The sequence below is a fragment of the Lachnoanaerobaculum sp. Marseille-Q4761 genome (assembly GCF_017565785.1).
Classification (GTDB): Bacteria; Bacillota; Clostridia; order Lachnospirales; family Lachnospiraceae; genus Lachnoanaerobaculum.
The window spans coordinates 1,522,404-1,545,563 of record NZ_JAGEKB010000001.1; the positions used below are offsets into that span (position 1 = coordinate 1,522,404).

General features: G+C 36.8%; 17 protein-coding genes and 2 tRNA genes. 17 read left to right on the top strand and 2 right to left on the bottom strand.

Features of this window, described 5'->3' with window-relative positions:
- Nucleotides 1–46 precede the first annotated feature (46 nt).
- The 8 genes from J4O15_RS07025 to J4O15_RS07060 all read left to right on the top strand — a co-directional run bounded on the left by J4O15_RS07025 (nt 47) and on the right by J4O15_RS07060 (nt 8,617).
- Nucleotides 47–847, top strand: a complete 801-nt coding sequence (locus J4O15_RS07025) for a CPBP family intramembrane glutamic endopeptidase (protein WP_208100196.1) — start codon at nt 47–49, stop codon at nt 845–847.
- On the top strand, nt 847–1,866 hold the full coding sequence (locus J4O15_RS07030; RefSeq protein ID WP_208100197.1) for a glycosyltransferase family 2 protein: 1,020 nt from the start codon (nt 847–849) through the stop codon (nt 1,864–1,866). The genes J4O15_RS07025 and J4O15_RS07030 overlap by 1 nt, the downstream gene beginning before the upstream one ends.
- 312 nt (nt 1,867–2,178) lie before the next feature.
- Nucleotides 2,179–4,095 carry an ABC transporter ATP-binding protein gene (locus J4O15_RS07035; RefSeq protein WP_208100198.1) on the top strand — a complete coding sequence of 639 codons (1,917 nt, stop codon included), beginning with the start codon at nt 2,179–2,181 and terminating at the stop codon, nt 4,093–4,095.
- Between the two features lie 2 nt (nt 4,096–4,097).
- Entirely contained in the window at nt 4,098–5,834 is a 1,737-nt protein-coding gene (locus tag J4O15_RS07040; protein ID WP_208100199.1) for an ABC transporter ATP-binding protein, read from the top strand.
- A 358-nt stretch (nt 5,835–6,192) separates the two neighbouring features.
- Nucleotides 6,193–6,265 (top strand) — tRNA-Val (locus J4O15_RS07045).
- 27 nt (nt 6,266–6,292) lie between these two features.
- A tRNA-Met gene (locus J4O15_RS07050) sits at nt 6,293–6,366 on the top strand.
- 154 nt (nt 6,367–6,520) lie between these two features.
- On the top strand, nt 6,521–7,120 hold the full coding sequence (locus tag J4O15_RS07055; RefSeq protein WP_208100200.1) for a Type 1 glutamine amidotransferase-like domain-containing protein: 600 nt from the start codon (nt 6,521–6,523) through the stop codon (nt 7,118–7,120).
- Entirely contained in the window at nt 7,121–8,617 is a 1,497-nt protein-coding gene (locus J4O15_RS07060; protein WP_208100201.1) for a carboxylesterase family protein, read from the top strand.
- A 155-nt stretch (nt 8,618–8,772) separates the two neighbouring features.
- Here J4O15_RS07060 and uxaC read toward each other — a convergent pair whose 3' ends face one another.
- Nucleotides 8,773–10,173, bottom strand: coding sequence for a glucuronate isomerase (gene uxaC, locus J4O15_RS07065; RefSeq protein ID WP_208100202.1), 1,401 nt, complete (start codon nt 10,171–10,173; stop codon nt 8,773–8,775).
- Between the two features lie 203 nt (nt 10,174–10,376).
- Complete coding sequence (locus J4O15_RS07070; RefSeq protein WP_208100203.1) at nt 10,377–11,384, bottom strand: LacI family DNA-binding transcriptional regulator; 1,008 nt, start codon at nt 11,382–11,384, stop codon at nt 10,377–10,379.
- 463 nt (nt 11,385–11,847) lie between these two features.
- On the opposite strand from J4O15_RS07070, the gene J4O15_RS07075 reads away from it, so the two are divergent.
- The 9 genes from J4O15_RS07075 (at nt 11,848) to adhE (ending at nt 23,159) form a co-directional block, all read left to right on the top strand.
- Nucleotides 11,848–13,326: a UxaA family hydrolase gene (locus J4O15_RS07075; RefSeq protein ID WP_208100204.1), complete on the top strand. Its 1,479-nt coding sequence runs from the start codon at nt 11,848–11,850 to the stop codon at nt 13,324–13,326.
- Nucleotides 13,327–13,395: 69 nt separating this feature from the next.
- The gene (locus tag J4O15_RS07080) at nt 13,396–14,151 is read left to right on the top strand and encodes an IclR family transcriptional regulator (RefSeq protein ID WP_208100205.1); all 756 of its coding nucleotides are present in this window, start codon (nt 13,396–13,398) and stop codon (nt 14,149–14,151) included.
- Nucleotides 14,152–14,273: 122 nt separating this feature from the next.
- On the top strand, nt 14,274–14,924 hold the full coding sequence (locus J4O15_RS07085) for a bifunctional 2-keto-4-hydroxyglutarate aldolase/2-keto-3-deoxy-6-phosphogluconate aldolase (RefSeq protein WP_208100206.1): 651 nt from the start codon (nt 14,274–14,276) through the stop codon (nt 14,922–14,924).
- Nucleotides 14,925–14,937: 13 nt separating this feature from the next.
- Nucleotides 14,938–15,969 carry a sugar kinase gene (locus J4O15_RS07090; RefSeq protein ID WP_208100207.1) on the top strand — a complete coding sequence of 344 codons (1,032 nt, stop codon included), beginning with the start codon at nt 14,938–14,940 and terminating at the stop codon, nt 15,967–15,969.
- Nucleotides 15,970–16,338: 369 nt separating this feature from the next.
- Nucleotides 16,339–17,409, top strand: coding sequence for an iron-siderophore ABC transporter substrate-binding protein (locus J4O15_RS07095; RefSeq protein WP_208100208.1), 1,071 nt, complete (start codon nt 16,339–16,341; stop codon nt 17,407–17,409).
- A 13-nt stretch (nt 17,410–17,422) separates the two neighbouring features.
- On the top strand, nt 17,423–18,421 hold the full coding sequence (locus tag J4O15_RS07100) for a FecCD family ABC transporter permease (RefSeq protein ID WP_208100209.1): 999 nt from the start codon (nt 17,423–17,425) through the stop codon (nt 18,419–18,421).
- Complete coding sequence (locus J4O15_RS07105; protein ID WP_208100210.1) at nt 18,418–19,437, top strand: FecCD family ABC transporter permease; 1,020 nt, start codon at nt 18,418–18,420, stop codon at nt 19,435–19,437. The genes J4O15_RS07100 and J4O15_RS07105 overlap by 4 nt, the downstream gene beginning before the upstream one ends.
- Nucleotides 19,437–20,246 carry an ABC transporter ATP-binding protein gene (locus J4O15_RS07110; protein WP_208100211.1) on the top strand — a complete coding sequence of 270 codons (810 nt, stop codon included), beginning with the start codon at nt 19,437–19,439 and terminating at the stop codon, nt 20,244–20,246. The genes J4O15_RS07105 and J4O15_RS07110 overlap by 1 nt, the downstream gene beginning before the upstream one ends.
- Before the next feature lie 312 nt (nt 20,247–20,558).
- Nucleotides 20,559–23,159: a bifunctional acetaldehyde-CoA/alcohol dehydrogenase gene (adhE, locus tag J4O15_RS07115; RefSeq protein ID WP_208100212.1), complete on the top strand. Its 2,601-nt coding sequence runs from the start codon at nt 20,559–20,561 to the stop codon at nt 23,157–23,159.
- Nucleotide 23,160: the final 1 nt, after the last annotated feature.

Sequence of the window (23,160 nt, forward strand, 5' to 3'; positions counted from 1 at the left end):
TACAATTTTTATTGGCTTATTTATTGATATAGGATATACTGTTTACATGAAGAAATTTTTTTATACATTATGGATAAGTGCTTATCCATTGATTATTTATACAGCCATACAATTTTTATTGGCAATAATAGTAAGCTTTTTTGTAATAATTCTTGGTAGATATCCGGGTGCTGTAGCGTCATTGGGTGCTGTGGAGTCATTTATTAGTAGAAATGTTTTACCGATTACTGCAGCCGGTGCGGTTTTTGCATCTGTTTTTCTTATTTTGTTTTTTTACCTGGACGGTCAAAAGGGGAGAATTGAAAAAAAGAAGAGTAGCAATGCAACGGATTTTGTAATGGCGATTATAGGAGGCACCGGAATTGCAATTATACTTAATATATTGATAGGTTTGACCGGTATTTCAGGTATCGACAATACATTTCAGGAAATAAGTGAGGCTATTAAAAGCACACCTATAGTTATTACAATAATATGTGCAGGAATTATAATACCCATAGTTGAGGAGATTATATTTAGAGGTCTGATTTTTAACAGAATCAAATTTCAGTATAATTTGACCGCCGCCATGTTGATATCCTCTGTAGTTTTCGGTATATACCATGGCAATATAATACAAGGTATTTATGCAACCATGCTTGGAGTATGTTTGGCATATACCTATAATAAAACCAAAAATATTTTAATACCTATTTTCATACATATAAGCGCAAATACATCTGTATTAGGTTTGAGCAGTCTGGTGGAAAATGATGACAGTGCTTTGACAGTCGGTATAATGGTGCTTGTCACTTTGATATTTGCAATAATAGGTATAGTATATTTTATAAAAAGAAAGGTTGAATAATGAAGATTTTGAGTATAGCGGTGCCATGCTTTAATTCTGCGGCATATATGAGAAAATGTATCGATTCCCTGCTTGTGGGTAAGGAAGATGTTGAGATATTGATAGTAAATGACGGTTCTAATAAGGATAATACGGCAGAGATAGCGGATGAGTATGAAAAAAAATATCCTACTGTCTGTAAGGCAATACATAAAGAAAACGGTGGTCATGGTGACGCTGTAATGTTTGGATTAAGAGCCGCTACAGGTGAGTTTTTCAAGGTGGTGGATTCCGATGACTATTTGGATGAAAAGTCATTTTTAGAGGTTTTAAACAAATTAAAAGAGTTTATCAGAAATAAGGAAAATATAGATATGCTGCTTTGCAACTTTGTCTATGACAAAGTTGGAGTAAAGAAGAAAAAAGTGATGACATATAAGAGAAATCTTCCTGTAAATAAAAAGTTTGAATGGGATGATATAAAGCCTTTCCATACAGGTCAGTATATATTGATGCATTCTGTAATATATAAAAGAGAACTGCTGATAGAAAACGGACTGGATTTGCCAAAGCATACATTCTATGTTGATAATATCTTTGTGTATCAGCCACTAAAGGCTGTAAAGGATATTTATTATATGGATGTAAACCTTTACAGATATTATATCGGAAGAGAGGATCAGTCGGTAAACGAGCAGATAATGATTGGAAGAATCGACCAGCAGATAAGGGTGACCAAGATTATGCTTAATTCTTTTGATCCTTATGATGTGGCAAATAAAAAACTGAGAAAATATCTGATAAGCTATCTTGAGATAATGATGGTTATTTCCTCCATACTTGCAATACGCTCAAAGAGTGAAGAAAATATGCAAAAGAAAAAGGAATTATGGGATTATCTAAAGGACCGTCATCCAAGACTTTATAAGAGAATACGATATGGTGTTCTCGGTCAGACTATGAATCTGCCGGGCAAAGTGGGCAGAGGAATTGCTGTAGCGGGATATAAGCTTGCAAATAAGCTGTATGGGTTTAATTGATTTTTATTGGAATATTTTTAATATAAAGGCGGGTTATAACAGAAGGTATAGCCTGCCTTTTGCTATGTAAAGATATAAGATTTGTAATAGAAAAAAATGTTATAAAAGAGTTAGAGAATGAAGTTTGTTACAAAGAGTTAGTTGACGCTAACTAAAAATAGAGTTACAATAAATACGAATAGTTTTGGAAACTTTTGTGCATTGAGTATATTTGTGAGGAGTTTGATGGTACAAAGAAAGGTGACTGTGAATATATAATAAAATAGATTTCTAATCAAGAGTTAGTATACACTAACCGGAAGGGATAAATTAATGAAACAAAAAAGATATGATGATGAAGTGCATGATTCTGACTTAGACAGCAAGAAGATTAAGCAAAATGAAGATTTAATAAAAGAGGTGGAGAGTCTAAACCTTGATGTTCCTGATGAAATAATGCAGCGCATTGAAAGTGATGTTGAGAAAAGTGAAAAACAACCCAAAATCAGCATGGGCGGTCTAAACAAGGCGCTTATGGCTATAGCACCGGAGTATAAGGGCAGGATGCAGCTTTCCGTTATTTTTGCCTGCATCGGAGAACTCTTTAGTTTTTCCACTTATTTTTTCAGTGCTTTCGCTGCCGGGTGGCTGATAAAAAATGCCGGAGGCAATGTGGTCGGCTTTGATACATTAATGAAATATGCTTTTTTGGCAATAGGTTCATTGTTTCTTTACTTTATTTTCACAGGATTCAGCACAACTATCTCACATAAAACATCATTTTATATACTCGCAAAGTTGAGGCAAACTTTATTTGAGAAGCTAAAGGTAATTCCTATGGGATATTTGGTGGATAATCCTGTAGGTAAAATCAAGGTTATTATAATGGATAGGGTTGCGGATATGGAAGACTGGGTGGCGCATCTTATGCCGGAGTTGCCAAGCAGAATGTTACATCCAATACTTTGTGTGATTATTTTATTTTTCATGGATTGGCGTATAGGTTTATCAATATTCGTGCCTGTACCTATTGCTCTTATAGGTATGATTACGATGATGTATAAATATCGCAGCAGGATGGCTGTGTGGTTATCAAGTTATGCCAATGTTGCCGACAGAAGTGCGGAATATGTTCGCGGAATTCCGGTAATTAAAGCTTTTGCACAGGATAAGGCATCATATGGTAAATTTGCAGATGCAGTAAAATTTTATCATTTCTCAACAATGAAATGGTGGAAGCAAAGCTGGTTTGGCAAAGCGCTAATGACTGCGGCAATGATGACTCCGCAGATAGCGAGTATGCCTTTAGCTTTTTATCTTTACGGCAGAAATCAAATAAGTATTGAAACTTTGCTTTTGGCTCTTATTTTGCCGATTGCCATTCTTCCACAGGCTTTTGGAATGATAATGAGTTTTGAACTTTTCCAAATGGCTTCAAATACATGGGTATCAATACAGGAATTGCTTGATATGCCTGTACAAAAGCGACCTGATGAAAAAAACAAAGCTGTTATAGACAATAGTAAGGGAATAGAATTTGATAATATAAGTTTTTCTTATCATGACGGAACAGAGGTATTACATAGTATTTCTTTTAAAACAAAACCGGGAGAGGTGACTGCAATTGTCGGCCCCTCAGGTGGTGGCAAATCCACAATAGCAAAACTTTTGGCGGGATTTTGGGATCAGTCATCAGGTAGAATTTCTATAGGCGGTGTGGATACAAAGAATATTTCTTTCAAGCAGCTTGATGAGGAGATTTCTTTCGTTTCACAAGATAATTTCTTATTTGATGTGAGTATCAGGGATAATATTCGTATCGGAAAGCCCGATGCTACCGAAGATGAAATTATTTCGGCGGCAAAAGCTGCACATTGCCATGAGTTTATAAGTAAGCTGCCGGATGGGTATAATACTAAAGCGGGTGAAGCAGGAGGTGCAATGTCGGGAGGTGAAAGGCAGAGGATAACTCTTGCCAGAGCGATTCTAAAACCGGCATCAACAATTATTTTGGATGAGGCAACTGCCTACGCAGATCCGGAAAACGAAGCGCTTATCCAAGAAGCAATATCTAATCTCGTAAAGGGTAAAAATCTTGTGATAGTTGTTCATAGATTAAATACAATCAAGCAGGCACATCAAATTATTCTGATTGATAAGGGTAAAATTATAGCCAAAGGTAAACATGAAGAGTTGATGAAAGAACCGCTATATGCAAGTCTTTGGAAACAATATCTGGGAGAGGAGTAGGTATGGAGTTTATAAAATTATCGTTCAAACTGGCAGGCAGATATAAAAATCGCCTAAAAGTGGGAATATTACTTGTTTTTTTACAAAATGCTTCAATGTTATTCGGATTTTTTGCCCTCTTTCTGGCATTCGGATGGATGAATGAAACTAACGGTAAGCATATTCTTGCGATTTTTGGAGTGCTTTTTGCTTCCTTTCTTTTCTATTTTTTGACAGGATGGGCAAAAAGCGGGCTTAGCGACGGAGTTTTCTTCGGTATTTTTAAGGATTACAGACTTGCGGTTGGAGAAAAGCTTAAAAAAGCCCCTATGGGATATTTTGCGGAACAAAGTTTGTCAAGAATTATGGCGGCATTTACCAATGTTATGAAGAGTCTTGAAAACTACTCTACAATGAGCATAGACTTTACTTTTTCGGGTATTTCAATATCATTTTTCCTATTAATCGGAATGTTTGGTGTAAATACTAAAATCGGGATACTAACAGTAGTTTGCTTGATTATTATTTGGCTTTTTGTATTTCTGATGGTAAATCAAGCAAAAAAAGAGATTGTGCGTGAACATGCCGCTATTACCAAATTGGGAGATGCCCTTGTTGACAGTATCAGCGGAATTTCAGTACTTAGAAGCTTCCCTCTTGCAGATGAGGGCGTTGTGGAAGAAATACATGCTAAATTAAAAAATGCTTCTGAGGAACTTAGACTTTCGCAATTGCATTTTGAAGTTGTGTTTGTTATTTACAGCAGAATTTTTTCTACGGTTATCAATCTTTCAAGTTTGCTTGTTACACTGTATTCCTGTTATCTTTATACAAAGGGTGAGGTTTTATTACCACAGGCACTCACTGTTTCAGCAGCCGGTTTTATGATTTTCGGAGGATTAAAGCAACTTGAAAATGCGTCCATTTTGATGGTTAAAAATCCTGCAAATATGAAGTATTTGGATGATGTCTTAGATATCCCTGAGATAAGTGACGGAAATTTGGAAGTTATGGAAAATCAGGATATTGTCTTTGATAAAGTAAGCTTTGGTTATGACAAAAGAAATCCTGTATTAAAGGATCTTTCATTTACTATTGCGCAAGGTTCAAAGACAGCTATTGTAGGGCCGTCAGGCTCCGGAAAAACTACAATTATCAATTTGATATCTCGTTTTTATGATGTTGAAAGCGGTAAAATAAAACTGGGAAATAATGATATACGGGATTATAAAGTTGAAACTTTACTTAAAAATCTTTCACTTGTTTTCCAGCAGGTATATCTTTTCCGTGATACTATAGAGAACAATATTCGCTTTGCAAATCCCAAGGCAAGCCATGAAGAAGTGGTGGAAGCCGCCAAAAGAGCGCATTGCCATAATTTTATTATGGAACTTCCGGATGGCTATAACACTATGGTAGGTGAAGGAGGCAGTTCTCTCTCCGGTGGAGAAAAGCAAAGAATTTCCATTGCCAGAGCATTACTTAAAAATGCGCCGATTATTCTTTTAGATGAGGCTACCAGCTCCGTTGATCCTGAAAATGAATATGAGATCTTGGCTGCAATTGAAGAATTATCCAAAGGGCATACGGTGATTTCAATAGCACATAGGCTTTCGACCGTAAGAAAAGCAGATCAGATTTTGGTGATTGATGACGGTAGACTGGTTCAAGAAGGAAAGCATGATGAATTGATAAATCAGGAGGGAATTTATTCTGCATTTATAAAGGCAAGAGAACGTGCCGCAAACTGGAAATTATAAAATAAGCACTTAAAAGTAAAGATTTTAATTAGAGTTTTTTCAGGTATCACCTTTAGAACTTTTGCTTTACAATCCTAATAACAACTCCTTCTTAAAACTTCGCAGGATTTTACGCAGTCTGCAAAAAATTATTTGCTTGCTTGGGGAGCAGCGAACTGCACTCAAATAAGTCACAGGCTGCGTAATCCTGTATTGTTTTTACTAAAGAGTTAAAAGCTACAAGGATTGTAAAATTAAAAGTCTCAAGAGATGTAGTGCTTGAACTGCAACAAGTTTTGTATGATTTTTTGGAAAAATTTTAAATAGTACTTGACAATAAAGACATTATTTTATATACTTACATAGCGTTGAACGCAACGGGATCTTAGCTCAGCTGGGAGAGCATCTGCCTTACAAGCAGAGGGTCACAGGTTCGAGCCCTGTAGGTCCCATTTTTCATGCAAAGCATGATTATATATGGCGATGTAGCTCAGTTGGCTAGAGCATACGGTTCATACCCGTAGTGTCGAGAGTTCGAATCTCCCCGTCGCTATTTTTAAAGTCTGACAGTGGTCAGGCTTTTTTTGTATCACAGAGCATGGATAAGTTAGGTGTGATCCGATTTGAAAGATGTCATTTTTAAAAATTTTGACTAAGGGAAAATCTATCTTATTTGACTATAAATTTATAAAACAGGAGGTAAATTTATGAGGTTGTTCTTATGTTCACATTTTTCAAGCGTTGGAAGTTTGATAAAAGAAGAAATCAATATGAAGAAGGTATTATTTATACCTACAGCTTCAATATATGAAGAATATAAGGGGTATGTAGGCTCTGCAAGAAAGCTTTTTAAAAAAATTGGAGCAGTACTCACAGAGATGGATATTTCAAAAGAAGAGTATGAAAATATAGAAGAGGCATTTAATAATGCTGATATTATTTACTTTACAGGAGGAAATTCATTTTTCCTTTTAGAGCAACTTAGGAAAAAAGGAGTGGATAAACTGCTGAAAGAAGAGTTGAATAAGGGAAAGTTATTTATCGGAGAATCTGCGGGTGCGATAGTATGTGCCCCGGATATTAAATATATTGAAATGATGGATGAAAAGCCGAGTGATTATTCACTTACAGATGATGGCGGACTGAGTTTAATAAATTTCTATGTTTTACCGCATTATCTTACAGCTCCGTTTAAAAAGGTAACCGAAAAAATTTTAGAACAATTTAACGACTTGGATATATGCCCTATCAATAATTCACAGGCTGTTATTGTAGAGGGTGTCTCTAAGAGGATTGTAGAGATATAAATGGAGATATTGCAGACAGATATTGGGAAAGTATATGCAAGGGTAGTGGGGAAGACTGAAGATAGTAGAGCGGTATATGCTATACCGAGCGTACCTTATGCACGAGGGGAACGATTTGAGTACGCAAAAATTATTGGCCAAGATGAATACTCATCAGAAAAAGTTATTAACAGAGAAGAAACATTATGCTTTCCACAGAGAAAATACCCTCTATTTTTAAATGTTTTTATGAAACATCATATGTTACGACCTGAGTTTCAACCGACAAAAGATATTCAGAGTGAAAGTGCATTTGTAGTGAATATATGGGCAACTGATGATTTTGACAAAAAGAAACCGGTGATTGTTTTTTTACATGGTGGAGGAGAAGGTTCAGGAACCGTTCCCATATACACAATGGAACATATCGGTGAAAAAGAGGTTGTGGCAGTTACAATTACCTATAGGGTAGGGAATTTCGGATATATGCCTGTTTTTGACAGTGAAGAAACAAGGGCTTCTCTTGCATATCTTGACCAGCAAACAGCCTTAAGTTGGATTTATGATAATATAGGTTTATTTGGCGGAGATAATACCAATATCACACTTATGGGACATTGTGGCGGTGCTGTTGCAGCTCTTTACCATTACTTGAATCCTGTAAGTAATAAATTATTTCATAAATTGATTTTGTGTGCCGGTAATGTTCCTATGCTGTCAGAACTTGATTATGCAAAAAAAGCGTACAAAAATCTGCTGTCAAAAAATCATTTGAGCGGACTTGAAGATTTGAAAAAACTTTCAATTAAGGAAATGATAAAGCTGAAAGGTGGGCAAAATGACATTGTTGACGGAAAGTTTTTTACAGAACATCCAATGAAATTGCTTGAACAGTGCGAGTTTCCTTGTATGCCTGTATTGATAGGCTCAAATAAAGATGAGTTTTCTATGATAGAATTACCGATGTACTATAAAGCTCTTGGAATCACGAAGAAAAAGAAAGATTTAAAGGAAAATCTGTTGAAAAGATATGGAGAGTTTGCGAAAAATCTTGAAACTGAACTTAAAGTGGAAGCGGAGGACATTGTAGATTTGCAGATTCAAATTATGGAACTTCTTGTATTTCATTCGAGTGCATTATTTCTTATGGAAACGATCGGAAAGAAATCGTCGGTATACGGATACAGGATGAACTATATACCAAATTTATATAACGGACTTCGTGGCTCATACCATGGTGCGGAACTCGCTTTTTTCTTTGGAACTATAGACAAAATGAATATAGATATAACTGATGAAAACAAAAGAGCAACTGTTTTAATACAAAAAGATTGGCTGGAATTTGTAAGATCAGGAAAAATAGACGGGCGTCCGCTATTTAATGAAAAGGGAGAAATTATAGAGTATGATAAAGAGATTAGAGCCATACCTTTTCCACATGCAAAACTTATTCATCAGGTTCAAAGCAGCGGTATAGGTGATAGATTAAGGAAAGAATACATAAATAACCGCAGTTAGTTTAAACATTATAAGAGCAATAAAGTATAATGAAAAAATAAATCTCTGATATATACCAAAAAGTCCGGAATATATCAGAGATTTTTACTGTTTTTTATTACTCAAATTTTAAAAGGAAAAGCTATAATAAATAAAATTTTTTATATTCTTAACAGTTAAAAACCGAAATACCTCATTACATTATTGTAGGAGATATTTTCAATAAGCTCTTTTAAAGCCTTTTCATCATTAGGATACTGTCCGCTTTCAACCCATTCCCCTATAAGTCCACAAAGTATTCTTCTAAAATACTCATGTCTGGTATATGAAAGGAAGGAGCGTGAGTCTGTAAGCATACCGTTAAAATTGCCAAGGCATCCAAGAGTGGCTAAAGACTTCATCTGTGCTCTCATACCTTCATAATGGTCGTTAAACCACCAGGCAGAACCCTGCTGAACCTTTCCGGCTATACTAAAATCCTGGAAGCATCCGATAATTGTACCGATTGCGGCATCATCGTTCGGATTTAAAGAATAAAGTATGGTCTTTGGGAGCTCACTACTTATATTCAAAGCATCAAGGAAGTCGGCAAGCTGATTGGCAGGAGCATAGCCGCTGATAGCATCAAATCCTGTATCAGGACCAAGCTTATTAAACATTGCAGTGTTATTATTTCTCTTACAGCCAAAATGGAGCTGCATTACCCAGTTTAATCTGTGGTATTCCCTGCCAAGAGCAAGTAGGAGTGCGGTCTTATACTGATATTGCTCTGTAAGGCTTATATCTTCTCCTGCAAGTCTTTTCTTTAAAACAGTATTAACTGTAGCATCATCAGCCGGATAATAATATACAAAGTCAACACCATGGTCTGATACCGAGCATCCGTTTTCATTAAAAAACTCAAGTCTTTTTAATAATGCCTTCTTTAGAGTGTCAAAGTCTTTAACAGCTACACCGCTTACCTCGGAGAGCTTTGATATATATTCTGTAAAATCAGGCTTTTCAATATTTGTAGCCTTATCAGGTCTCCAGGCAGGGAGAACCCTAAAGCCCAAGTCCTTGATCTCTCTAAGCTTTATATGCCATCCAAGAGAATCTATAGGATCATCTGTAGTACAAATAACTTCAACATTTGAGTTTCTGATAATATTTCTTACACTTAATTCATCTGTAGCAAGTTTCTCCTTGGTAAGATTCCAAACTTCATCAGCACTGTCAGGACTTAAATGACCTTTAAAGCCGAAATATCTTTGAAGCTCAAGATGTGACCAATGATAAAGCGGATTTCCTATAAGCTTTGGCAGTGTAGCCGCCCAGGCATCAAATTTTTCTCTATCGGTAGAATCTCCTGTTATAAGTTTTTCATCCACACCGTTAGATCTGATCTGACGCCATTTATAATGGTCTCCGCCAAGCCAGACTTGAGTTATATTTTCAAATTTTTTATCTTCATATATCTCTTGCGGATTTATATGACAGTGATAGTCAACTATAGGCATCTTTTTTGCATAATCATGGTAAAGATGCTTTGCTGTTTCGGTATCAAGTAAAAAATCCTGATCCATAAAATTCTTCATTTCAACCTCCTTAGCCAAATGGCTGTATAAAGCAAACTTGTATGTACCGGTTTTTGGTACATTACAAACAATAAAAGTCCGGTTTATAAACCCTGAAATCAGACCGCCACATGCGGTTGACTTTTAAATTAAAATTATAGACAGCTACAAAACAAGTAGTTACATGCTGTAGTAAAGCTTATCACTTTTTGAATCACAAGTTATCAAGTCTTTGACCGAAAAGTATCCCTTTCAATAATATCAGGCTTTAATAAACAGATATTTTCAGGCGAATCTCCATCAAATACTTTTAAAAGAGTATTTACACTATGCTTACATAGAGAAAAAAGCCCCGAGTCTATAGTGGTAAGCTCAGGATATGACAGCTTTGAAAATATTGAATTATCATATCCTATCACTGAAAGCTCTCCGGGAATTTCAATATTATTTTGTTTTGCAAATTTTAAAACAATCATTGCCAAAAAATCATCAGAAGCGACTATACCTTCAGGGAAAAATTTCTTTTCAAAAAAATCTCCCAGTAAAGAGATAATACTTTCAATATTATTTTCCTCGCATAAAAGAGTATCAAATTTATCAGTGGGCTCTTTCAGATTCTTACATCCCTTTAAAAATCCGTCAAGCTTTCTTTTGGCGGACTGAGATGTGGAATTATAGAGGAAGAGCAATTTCCTTTTGCAATTATTATATAACATATCTACAATTTTTTTTGTAGCATTAAAATCATCATAATAAGAACAATATACATTGTCTGCTTTCAAAAATCCGTTTATCAAAAATATCGGCAATGATTTGGCACTGTTTTTTATCAGATTTTTATTATCTCTTGATGATATATACTTTGAACCGATCATAATAATGGCATCCACACTTTTGGAAAAAAGTATATTTATATACTTTTTTAAATTTTCCGTGTCATATCCGCTACAGCATAATAAAGAGTCATATCCGTTTTCTCTAAGCATTTTCTCAAAATAGGATAATGCTCTTGCAACATAGATATCTGAAGGATCAGAACATAGTATTCCTATGGTCTTCATAGTATTAAGTCCCAGCCCCCTTGCAAATACATTTGGAGTAAACCCCAGCTCATCCATAATATCATGAACTCTTTTTCTGGTTTTTTCACTGACCTTTGGGCTGTTATTGATTACTCTGGATACTGTAGCAATAGAGACATTTGCTCTGTTTGCAATATCATATATATTCATAATTCTCCGTGAAGGTTTATGGTAATTAAAACTTTATATGCTTATTTTCCTAACAACAAGACCTCTGTATCCATATCATAATGTATGACATTTTTTACCAAGTGATAAAAGCCTTGGTATTTGACATACCTGAGATAAGATTACCGCTGGAGGATTATTTAAAATAAGCAGCCATAAATCCTTTATAAAAATATGCATATTTACAATCTTTATCCATCTTGACAAGTTATAAAACAGCCATGTATAATGCGATTGTAAACGCTTACATTTATTATAAGCTGATTATTAAAATTTGGCAAGGAGGATGATGCCAAAACTTTGTTAAATTAAAAGTGGATGTTTTATTTACAATATCAATGATAAAAGTCTTGGGACATTTGCCATACCTAAACTGATATTGCAGATTGCGTTGAGCTTTTATTACTGCAAAATTTAACAATGTATCAGGGTATCTTTTGAGGAAATGGATTATATAAAAATAAATGATTTGGACAATGTATGTGTGGCATTAAATATATTGCCAAAGGGAGAAAAAATCGTATTTGGAAGTGATGTGACATTTACAAACAGTGAAATTCCTGCCGGACATAAGGTGGCATTAAAAGATATAAAAGCAGGTGAGGATATTATTAAATATGGAAACAGAATCGGCATTGCAAAGGAGGATATAAAGGCAGGGAATTGGATACATACTCATAATATAAAGACAGCTCTTGGAGATTTACTGGAGTATAAATATATGCCGAAAGTAAAGGAAATCAAAGAAACGGAGCATAAAACCTTCCTTGGCTTTAAGAGAAAAAACGGTAAGGTAGGAGTCAGAAATGAAATATGGATTATTCCTACAGTAGGCTGTGTAAATAATGTCGCACAGGCTATTGAAAGAAGGGCAAAGGCACTTCTTAGAGGAAGTGTGGAGGATGTAATAGCATTTGTACATCCATACGGCTGTTCTCAGATGGGAGATGACCAGGAAAACACCAGAAAGATACTTGCGGATATGATAAATCATCCAAACGCCGGAGGAGTGCTGGTGCTGGGGCTTGGATGTGAGAACTCAAATATCCCCGTGTTAAAGGATTATCTGGGTGATACGGATGAAAAAAGGGTTAAGTTTTTAATATCACAGGAAGTGGATGATGAGATAGAAAAAGGGATTTCTTTAATAGAGGAGCTGATAGAAAATATTGCGGATGAGAGCAGGGAAGAGATTGATGCGAGTGAGCTTATCATAGGAATGAAATGTGGTGGCTCTGACGGGCTTTCAGGTATTACGGCAAATCCGGTAGTGGGTGAGTTTTCGGATATTCTTATTTCAAAGGGAGGAAGCACGATACTTACAGAGGTGCCGGAGATGTTCGGTGCTGAGACTCTTTTGATGGAAAGATGCAAGGATAGAGAGACTTTTGAAAAGACGGTTGCTTTAATAAATGATTTTAAGATGTATTTTAAAAATCATAATCAGACAATATATGAAAATCCTTCACCGGGAAATAAGGCAGGCGGTATATCTACACTTGAGGATAAATCTCTGGGCTGTACACAGAAGTCGGGAAGTGCTAAAGTGGTAGATGTGCTTGATTATGGAGATAGAGTAAAACTAAAAGGACTTAATCTGCTCTCATCACCCGGAAACGATTTGGTTGCAGCTACGGCACTGGCTATGAGCGGTGCACATATAATACTGTTTACCACAGGAAGAGGAACACCTTTTGCATCACCTGTACCGACATTAAAAATATCTACAAATTCAAGGCTTGCAAAAGCAAAGGGCAATTGGATAGATTTTAATGCAGGAAGAATGGTTGAGGATAAGACAAGGAGTGAGCTTGCAAACGAACTTTTTGATTTGGTGCTTGAGGTGGCAAGCGGTAAGAAAGTGAAGTCTGAAATAGCGGGATTCCATGATTTTGCAATTTTTAAACAGGGGGTAACTCTTTAAAGAAAACAAGCTTTATTGTACTCCCGTTTAATTTATTATATAAGATTTTTAAACAGGGAGTAAGCTTTAATGAAAATAAATCGTACAACAGAAAGAAGTGTACAGATATTGCAAATTATAGCAAAGTCAAATGAGGGGATGGAAATGGATGAAATATGTGAGAGATTATCAATACCCCGAACCAGTTGCTATGATATCCTGGTCACACTGGTACATTTGGGAATGCTTGAGGTAAATACCGGAGTAAAAAGAAGCTATAAAATAGGATTAAATGCCTACAGAATAGGTATGAGCTATATGAATAACAGGAATATTTCAGAGATTATAGCTCCGGCATTAAAGGAACTTTCAAAGGAATTACAAAAAACCTGTTTTTTTGGAGTGCTTGAGGGCGGCAAAATTGTATATATATCAAAGTTTGAGCCGGAAAATCCTATAATAACAACAGCTACCATAGGCACCAAAAATCCGATATATAATACATCTTTAGGCAAGGCAATCCTCAGCTCTATGAGCGATGAGGGAATAAAGGATATACTTTCCGGTATAGAATTGGAACAGGCGACAAGATTTACCATCACAGATAGAGAAGAGTTAATTAAAAATATCGAATTGGTAAGAGTGCGAGGTTTTGCGCTGGATGAGAGGGAACTTGAGGAACATATGGAATGTGTGGGAGTGCCGATATTTGATGAAAAAAAAGAATGTATCGGGGCGATATCAGCATCAAGCCTTTATAGGAAGGATGAGGATTATATGGCGCTTGGTGAGATCTTAAAAAATAGGGGCTTGGAAATATCAAAATCTTTAGGCTTTATGCCTTGACATTGGTAAAAAAGTTAATTAAAATCAAGATATCGCAAATATGAATAGTGATTCGCATATACGAATATAATCTAAAAATTACATCGCTGATTGTATATGTTTTTATTATTTTGGAGGTTAAAATGAGAAAAGAACAGGTCATTACAAGAATGAAAGAAGATTGTCTGGTTGCTGTTGTTCGTGCAAAAAATAAGGAGCAGGGCGAGAAGGTAATAGATGCCATCATTGCAGGTGGAATAAACTTTATCGAGATTACCATGACCATGGATGAGGGAAATCCTGTAGAGTTTATACAGTTTATGTCGGAAAAGTACAGAAGCAATGAAAAAGTGGTTATCGGTGCAGGCACGGTGCTTGATCCCGAGACAGCCAGAGCGGTTATTCTTGCAGGTGCAAACTATGTGGTAAGCCCGGGGCTTAATGTGGATACTATTAAGCTTTGCAACAGATATAGAATACCTATGCTTCCGGGTGTAATGTCACCTACAGAGGCTATCACAGCACTCGAATCAGGATGTGATATTATAAAAGTATTCCCCGGAAATGTAGTTGGACCGGGAGCAATCAGCTCATTTAAAGGACCTCTTCCACAGGGGGATTTTATGCCAAGCGGTGGTGTAGATGTTGACAATGTGGATAAATGGTTAAAGGCCGGAGCATGTGCGGTAGGTACAGGCTCATCACTCACAAAGGGAGCAAAAACAGGAGATTTTGCGGCAGTCACGGAAAAGGCAAGGGAGTTTGTAGAAGCGGTAGCGGCAGCAAGAAAATAGTATTGGAGAAAGTATGGCAAAGATAGTTACAATGGGAGAGATAATGCTTAGATTATCAACTCCAAATAATGAGAAGTTTATTCAGGCGGATGAGTTTGATATCAACTATGGCGGTGGTGAGGCAAATGTTGCAGTTTCACTTGCAAACTATGGACATGATGCGGAATTTGTAAGTGCATTACCAAAGAATCCTATAGGTGATGCGGCTATTGCAACGCTTCGCAAGTACAATGTAGGAACAAAGCATATTTCAAGAAGCGGTGAGAGAGTAGGCATTTACTTCCTTGAAACAGGTTCGGCAATGAGAGCTTCAAATGTGGTATATGACAGAGCACATTCTTCTATCTCCACAGCTAAGGCAGATGAGTTTGATTTTGATGCAATCTTTAAGGATGCGGACTGGTTCCATTTTACAGGCATTACTCCGGCGGTTTCAGATTCTGCAGCCGAGCTTACAGAGGTAGCACTTAAGGCTGCCAAGAATGCAGGAGTTACAGTATCCGTAGACCTTAATTTCAGAAAAAAACTTTGGTCATCAGAGAAGGCAAAAAGAATAATGACAAATCTTATGCAGTATGTAGATGTATGCATCGGTAATGAAGAGGATGCCGAGAAGGTTCTCGGATTTAAGCCGGGTAACACAGATGTTACAGCAGGAGAACTTGAGCTTAACGGCTATGTGGATATCTTCAATCAGATGTGTGATCAGTTTAAATTTAAATATGTAATCAGTTCGCTTCGTGAGAGCTTCTCGGCTTCAAACAATAACTGGTCAGCCTGCATCATGGACGGAGCTACAAGAGAGTTTTATCACTCAAAGAAATACCATGTAACCCCAATTGTGGACAGAGTCGGAGGCGGTGATTCATTTGCAGCAGGACTTATCTGCGGTCTTTGCGATAAGAAGGATTTTAAGTCTGCACTTGAGTTTGCGGTAGCCGCTTCGGCACTTAAGCATACAATACCGGGAGACTTTAACCTTGTAACAAGAGAAGATGTAGAAGGTCTTGCATGCGGTGACGGCTCGGGCAGGGTGCAGAGATAAAAATAATATATGTATTTTCCAAAATTATAAGGAGTCGGCAAGATGTCGGCTCCCTTTTTATAACAATTATTATATCTTGTAATAAAACACAGGTGAATTATATTTAATTTCAGCGTGTAAATATTTCGATGTATGATATCAAATATACATCTTTAAGACTTTATGATGTCAGATTTTATAATTATATCATAGTAATTTGCAGGGAATTGTAAATAATATAAAATAAATAATAAATGAAAGTAAAATTAACCAAAAGTTAGGTTTTACTAACGAGAATTTATATATTAGTAATATTGATTATTTTATAAAAAAAGTGATATATTACAGTCGATATTACCAATAATTTATAGAAACAATGAAAGGGACTTTATGAAAAATAAGTATTTTATAAGTATGATGTTTTCAACAATAATTGCATTTTCTGTTATTACAGGCTGTGGTGATAAAAAAGGGATTACCGAAAGTTTAAATAGTAGTGAAGATGTTACAAACAGCATTTCGACAGGAGAATCTTCAGAGGCTAAAGACAATACCGGATTTCCTGTAACAATGAAGCATGCCTATGGCGAAACAAATATAAAAGAAAAGCCGGAGAAAATAGTTACGCTAAATTGGAATAATGCAGATTCTATTTTGGCACTGGGACTTGTACCTGTAGGCACATCTAAGATGAATTGGGGCCCGGTTACAGCTAAAGGCCTTCTTCCATGGACAGAGGCAAAATTTAAAGAATTGGGTGTGGATAATCCAAATGTATTTAATGATCTTGACGGATATGACTATGAGGCTATTGCAGGAGCGGCGCCTGATATTATAGTTGCGCCCTATTCGGGAATGGATGAAAAAGAGTACGAGCGTTTATCAGAGATTGCACCTACTATTCCATTTAAGGATATTGCATGGAAAACAACATGGAGAGAGCAGTTGCTGGAGGCATCAGAGGCTGTCGGAATGAAAGATGAGGGAAAAAAGCTGGTTGAAGAAACTGAAAAATTTATCAAGGATAATGTGGCAAAGTACCCGAATCTTTCAGGGAAGAGTGCGGCTTTATGCTATATAGATGCGGCAGATCTTAGTAAATTTTCGGTTTACAGGACTATAGATCCAAGAGCAGGCTACCTTGTGGATATGGGATTTGCTTTCCCTGAGAAGGTGGAGGCACAGGCAAATGATAAAGATTCATTTTATGTGCAGATTTCATCGGAACTTGCAGTTGAAACATTAAGTGATCTTGATATTATTATCACCTATGGAGATGATAAAACACTGGATGCAATAAAAAATGATGCCATTTTTTCAAAAATACCTGCTGTTAAAGAAGGCAGAGTAGTAGTACTTGACAATAGCGGAGACCTTTCGGCAGCTTGCAATCCGTCAGTGCTGTCAATAAAAGCGGAGCTTGTAAATTATCTGGATGCTATCAATGCAGTGGTAAAGTAAAGGGATGATCTAAATGAGAAAGAAAAACTTTGTGTTTTCAACAGCCTTATGTATGATTTTACTTCTTATAATTGCAATTTTTTCCATATCGTTCGGAGCAAAGCAAATAGCCTTTCCAAAGGTCATAGAGGTTCTTTTAGGTAAGGATTCAGACAGCATTGAAGCAACTATTATACTGCAAAGAGTTCCGAGAACTGTATTTGGGATATTGGCAGGCGGGGCTCTTGGTATATCAGGTGCACTTATGCAAAGTATAACCAGAAATCCTATAGCAGATCCGAGTATTCTTGGTGTAAATACCGGAGCATCACTTTTTGTAGTTGCAGGTATAGCATTTCTTAATATTACCGCAGCATATCAGTATATCTGGCTAGCCATAATCGGGGCAGGAATTACGGCATTTTTTGTGTATTCGGTTGCAAGTATTGGAAAGGATGGGGCTACACCTTTAAAACTGGCACTTTCAGGAGCGGCTGTGAGTATTGTTTTGGGTTCTCTTGTAAGTACCATAATGTTACCGGATAACAGAGTACTTCAAGCCTTCAGATTTTGGCAGGTTGGAAGTATAGGAAGTGCCACTTGGGATAATATTTCACTTATCAGCCCGTTTTTGATAATGGGTTTTATAATATCAATGTTTATTTCAGGGTATTTGAATAATCTTGCATTAGGTGATGAAGCCGCTACGGCTTTGGGAACAAATGTAGTTATTACAAGGTCTGTCGGCGCTTTGGCATCTGTGTTGTTATGCGGAGCAACTACGGCACTTGCAGGACCTATAGGATTCGTAGGTCTTATAATTCCTCATTTGGTAAGGCTTATATATGGAAGTGAAATGGGGAAAATATTACCTCTATCTTTTTTGGGTTCAGGTATCCTGCTACTACTATCTGATGTGATTGGAAGAATTATAGGCTCCCCCGGAGAAACAGAGGTTGGAATTATTACGGCTGTATTCGGAGCACCTGTTTTTATATTTGCAATCAGGAAGGGCAGGGTAAAAAGTCTATGACAGATTTAAACTATGGATTTAAGAAGAGGGCTCTCAGATGGAAAGTAGTTGTACTGGCTTTATTTATAATGTCACTGATACTTATTGCCTGTGAACTTTGTTTTGGAAGTGTATACTATCCTGTAAAAGATATTATAAGAGTTTTACTGGGAGAAAATATAGACGGTGTGTCATATGCAGTTAATAATGTTAGATTACCGAGAATGATTGGAGCGGTGTTTTCAGGCTTTGCATTCGGTATAGCAGGTTATGTTTTCCAAAATCTTTTACATAATCCTTTGGCTTCACCTGATGTAATAGGTATATCAGCCGGTACAAGCACAGCAGCTGTATTTTTAATTTTAGTTTTGAATATCAGAGGAGGTGTAGTTTCATTAGTCGCTATGGTTTTCGGTATTGTTACGGCAATGGCGATATATAGATTGTCAATTATAAAAGGGCATTTTACATATGGAAGAATGATACTTGTAGGTATAGCTGTGTCAGCACTTTTAAGGGCGATTACTTCCTATCTGTTGGCAAAAGCGGCAGAATATGATGTGGGCTCCACTATGCAGTGGTTAAGTGGAAGCTTGAATGGAGTTCAGATGGAAGATGTACCTGCTCTTATTGTAGTCGTGGTAGTATTGACTTTCGTTCTGATATCTTTTACAAGACATATGGAAATTATACCGCTTGGAGATGATTTTGCTATAACTTTGGGAATAAATACAAGGATTATTTATTCTATTATGATAGTGGTTGCAGTCATTCTTATCTCCTTTGCAACTTCAGTTACGGGACCTATAGCGTCAGTAGCGTTTCTTTCAGGTCCTATAGCCTCAAGTCTTGCAGGAAAGGGAAAGTCAAGTCTAATACCCGCCGGTCTTGTTGGAACGGTACTTACTTTAGGAGCTGATCTGGTAGCATTTCATGCATTTCCGGTGCATTATCCTGTGGGTGTGGTTACAGGACTTTTAGGAGCACCATATATGCTTTATTTGCTGATAAGAATGAATAGAAGGGGTATTAATTAATGGGAAAACATATATTGGAAGCCAGAAATTTGGTTGCAGGCTACGATGGAAATGCAATTATAAAAGAGCTTGATCTGACTATACCGGAAGGGAAGATATCTGTAATTATAGGATCAAACGGATGTGGTAAATCAACTCTTCTTAAAACATTTTGCAGACTGAATAAAGTAATGTCGGGGAATATTTACTTGGACAATAAACCTGTTTCAGAGTATGATTCCAAAGAAGTATCAAAGATAATAGGTCTAATGCCGCAGTCTCCGCTTGTACCTGAAGGTATTACAGTTTATGATCTTATAAGTCGCGGACGTTTCCCATACCGTAAGTGGTTTAAGGGTATGGATACCAATGATTTTAAGGCAATAGATGAAGCGATGGAAACTATGGGTATAATCGAACTTCGAGATAGGGCGGTAGATGAACTTTCGGGTGGACAAAGACAAAGAGTTTGGATAGCTCTTGCCTTAGCACAACAAACAGATATACTTTTCCTGGATGAACCGACAACTTTCCTTGATATATCTTATCAGGTTGATATACTTGATTTGTTGGGAGAGCTTAACAGGAGTAAAAAGACAACGATAGTTATGGTTCTTCATGATATAAATCTTTCAGTACGTTATGCAGACCATATATTCGCCTTGAAGTCAGGCAATCTCTATGCCGAAGGTGATCCTGAAAAAGTAATAACTGAAAAGCTGATAAAGGATGTATACGGTTTGGAATGTAAAGTTATAGCTGATCCTACTTCAAATAAGCCTATGGTAGTACCTATAGGAAAATATAATAAGGTAGTAGAATATGCATGAATTCATCCTAATAAAAAGGCTAATTTTTTTAGCATATAGTTAGGTTTTGCTAATTTTTATTAATGGAATGTAAAGTATACGAAAATTTTATAACAATAAAATAAAGTTATGGAAAAAGAAGTTGTCAGGAATATCAGACAGCTTCTTTTGAATTAAACATTTTTATTATCTCTTAGTAATACGAAATATAAAAGTATATATAAGAAGAGAGGCAAAGTTTAAATATAGTATTGACAAAAAAATAACAATATTGTATTATACAAATGTGTTAAAAAAATAACAAAATATTTGTTTTATGATGTCGGAGGAAATATGGCAGATAAGAATTTTATTGTGGATAATATCGACAATTTAACTATCAAGATGAAAGAGCTGAGAGAGGCGCAGAGAGAATTTGCGAGCTACAGCCAGGAGCAGGTAGATAAAATATTTTATGAGGTATCTATGGCAGCCAATAAAGCAAGATTCTCACTTGCAAAGATGGCGGTGGAAGAGACCGGAATGGGAGTTTTAGAGGATAAGGTTATCAAAAATCATTATGCGGCTGAGTATATTTATAATGCTTATAAGGATACCAAGACCTGTGGAGTGATTGAAGAGGACAAGATATTCGGAATAAAGAAAATTGCAGAGCCTATAGGTGTTATAGCTGCGGTTATCCCAACAACCAATCCGACATCCACAGCTATATTTAAAATACTTCTGGCACTTAAAACCAGAAATGCCATTATAATAAGCCCACACCCAAGAGCAAAGGATTGTACAAACTATACTGCAAAAATGCTTTTGGAAAAGGCAGTGGAAGCAGGTGCTCCAAAGGGAATAATAGGATGGATAGATGTACCTTCACTTGAACTTACAAATGAGGTAATGCATGAGGCTGATATAATACTTGCGACAGGCGGACCGGGAATGGTTAAATCGGCTTATTCATCAGGAAAGCCTGCAATAGGTGTAGGTGCCGGTAATACTCCGGTAATTATTGATGATACCGCTGATATCAAGATGGCTGTAAATTCAATAATCCACTCAAAGACTTTTGATAACGGTATGATATGTGCTTCCGAGCAGTCGGTTACCGTAATGGACAGCATATATAATGAAGTAAAAAAAGAATTTGCATACAGAGGATGTTATTTCCTAAAGAAAGATGAGATAGATAAGGTAAGAAAGACCATTATCGTGGGCGGTTCTTTAAATGCAAAGATAGTAGGTCAGTCAGCATTTAAGATTGCCGAGATGGCAGGTGTTAAAGTACCTGAAAGTACCAAAATACTTATCGGTGAGGTGGAATCGGTTGATATAAGTGAGGAATTCGCCCATGAGAAGCTCTCTCCGGTACTTGCAATGTATAAGGCAAAGACCTTTGATGAGGCAATAGCCAAGGCGGAAAGACTTGTAGCGGATGGAGGTTACGGACATACATCGGCTATCTATATAGATGTCAATCAAAAAGAAAAGCTTGCTATACATGAAAAAGCAATGAAGACATGTAGAATCCTTGTAAATACTCCGGCAGCTCATGGAGGTATCGGTGATTTATATAACTTTAAGCTTGCACCTTCACTTACCCTTGGCTGCGGTTCATGGGGCGGTAACTCGGTTTCTGAGAATGTAGGCGTAAAGCATTTGATAAATATAAAAACTGTAGCACAAAGGAGAGAGAACATGTTGTGGCTTAGAACTCCTGAAAAGGTTTACTTTAAGAGAGGCTGTCTGCCGGTAGCACTTGATGAGCTTGGAAATATAATGCATAAGAAGAGGGCATTTATTGTAACAGATACATTCCTTTACAAGAACGGCTATACAGAGGTTATCACAAATAAGCTTGATGAGATGGGAATAAGACATGCCTGCTTCTATGATGTAACACCGGATCCTACACTCCAATGTGCAAGAGAGGGTGTAAAGGCAATGACATCATTTGAGCCTGATGTTATCATTGCTTTGGGCGGCGGTTCAGCTATGGATGCCGCAAAGATAATGTGGGTAATGTATGAGCATCCTGAGGTAAACTTTGAAGATATGGCGATGGACTTTATGGACATCAGAAAGAGAGTATATACCTTCCCTAAGATGGGACAAAAGGCATACTTTGTAGCGGTACCTACATCATCAGGTACAGGTAGTGAGGTCACACCTTTTGCAATTATTACAGATGCGGATACAGGAATAAAATGGCCTATAGCAGACTATGAGATCCTGCCGAATATGGCAATAGTGGATGTAGACAATATGATGGATCAGCCAAAGGGACTTACAGCAGCTTCAGGAATTGATGTACTTACACATGCACTTGAAGCCTATGTATCAATAATGGCTACAGATTATACAGACGGACTTGCTCTAAGAGCAATGAAGCTTGTGTTTGATTATCTTCCTTCAGCATATGAGAACGGAAGTGCGGATCCTATTGCAAGAGAGAAGATGGCGGATGCTTCATGCCTTGCAGGTATGGCTTTTGCAAATGCCTTCCTTGGTATAAACCACTCAATGGCACATAAGCTTGGTGCATTCCATCATATAGCACATGGTCTTGCAAATGCGATTATACTTACAAGAGTAATGAGATATAATGCTGTAGATGTACCTACAAAGATGGGAACATTCCCACAGTATGACTATCCGAAAGCAAAGGCAAGATATATCGAGGCGGCAAGATACTGTGGTGTAACAGGAAAAAATGATGATGAGATATTTGAAAACTTTATAAATAAAATAGAAGATTTAAAGAGATTGATCGGAGTAAAAGAGACTATAGCTCTCTATGGAGTGGAAGAGAAGTATTTCCTGGATACATTGGATGAGATGAGCGAGCAGGCATTTAATGACCAATGTACTCCGGCAAATCCGAGATATCCGCTGATAAGTGAGATTAAAGAGCTGTATTTGGATGCTTATTACGGCAGATAAT

Bases quoted from the DNA above. Each gene is read 5' to 3' on its own strand.
- J4O15_RS07025 (WP_208100196.1), top strand. From the start codon at position 47: ATGAAGAAATTTTTTTATACATTATGGATAAGTGCTTATCCATTGATT.
- J4O15_RS07030 (WP_208100197.1), top strand. From the start codon at position 847: ATGAAGATTTTGAGTATAGCGGTGCCATGCTTTAATTCTGCGGCATAT.
- J4O15_RS07035 (WP_208100198.1), top strand. From the start codon at position 2,179: ATGAAACAAAAAAGATATGATGATGAAGTGCATGATTCTGACTTAGAC.
- J4O15_RS07040 (WP_208100199.1), top strand. From the start codon at position 4,098: ATGGAGTTTATAAAATTATCGTTCAAACTGGCAGGCAGATATAAAAAT.
- J4O15_RS07055 (WP_208100200.1), top strand. From the start codon at position 6,521: ATGAGGTTGTTCTTATGTTCACATTTTTCAAGCGTTGGAAGTTTGATA.
- J4O15_RS07060 (WP_208100201.1), top strand. From the start codon at position 7,121: ATGGAGATATTGCAGACAGATATTGGGAAAGTATATGCAAGGGTAGTG.
- uxaC (WP_208100202.1), bottom strand. From the start codon at position 10,173: ATGAAGAATTTTATGGATCAGGATTTTTTACTTGATACCGAAACAGCA.
- J4O15_RS07070 (WP_208100203.1), bottom strand. From the start codon at position 11,384: ATGAATATATATGATATTGCAAACAGAGCAAATGTCTCTATTGCTACA.
- J4O15_RS07075 (WP_208100204.1), top strand. From the start codon at position 11,848: ATGGATTATATAAAAATAAATGATTTGGACAATGTATGTGTGGCATTA.
- J4O15_RS07080 (WP_208100205.1), top strand. From the start codon at position 13,396: ATGAAAATAAATCGTACAACAGAAAGAAGTGTACAGATATTGCAAATT.
- J4O15_RS07085 (WP_208100206.1), top strand. From the start codon at position 14,274: ATGAGAAAAGAACAGGTCATTACAAGAATGAAAGAAGATTGTCTGGTT.
- J4O15_RS07090 (WP_208100207.1), top strand. From the start codon at position 14,938: ATGGCAAAGATAGTTACAATGGGAGAGATAATGCTTAGATTATCAACT.
- J4O15_RS07095 (WP_208100208.1), top strand. From the start codon at position 16,339: ATGAAAAATAAGTATTTTATAAGTATGATGTTTTCAACAATAATTGCA.
- J4O15_RS07100 (WP_208100209.1), top strand. From the start codon at position 17,423: ATGAGAAAGAAAAACTTTGTGTTTTCAACAGCCTTATGTATGATTTTA.
- J4O15_RS07105 (WP_208100210.1), top strand. From the start codon at position 18,418: ATGACAGATTTAAACTATGGATTTAAGAAGAGGGCTCTCAGATGGAAA.
- J4O15_RS07110 (WP_208100211.1), top strand. From the start codon at position 19,437: ATGGGAAAACATATATTGGAAGCCAGAAATTTGGTTGCAGGCTACGAT.
- adhE (WP_208100212.1), top strand. From the start codon at position 20,559: ATGGCAGATAAGAATTTTATTGTGGATAATATCGACAATTTAACTATC.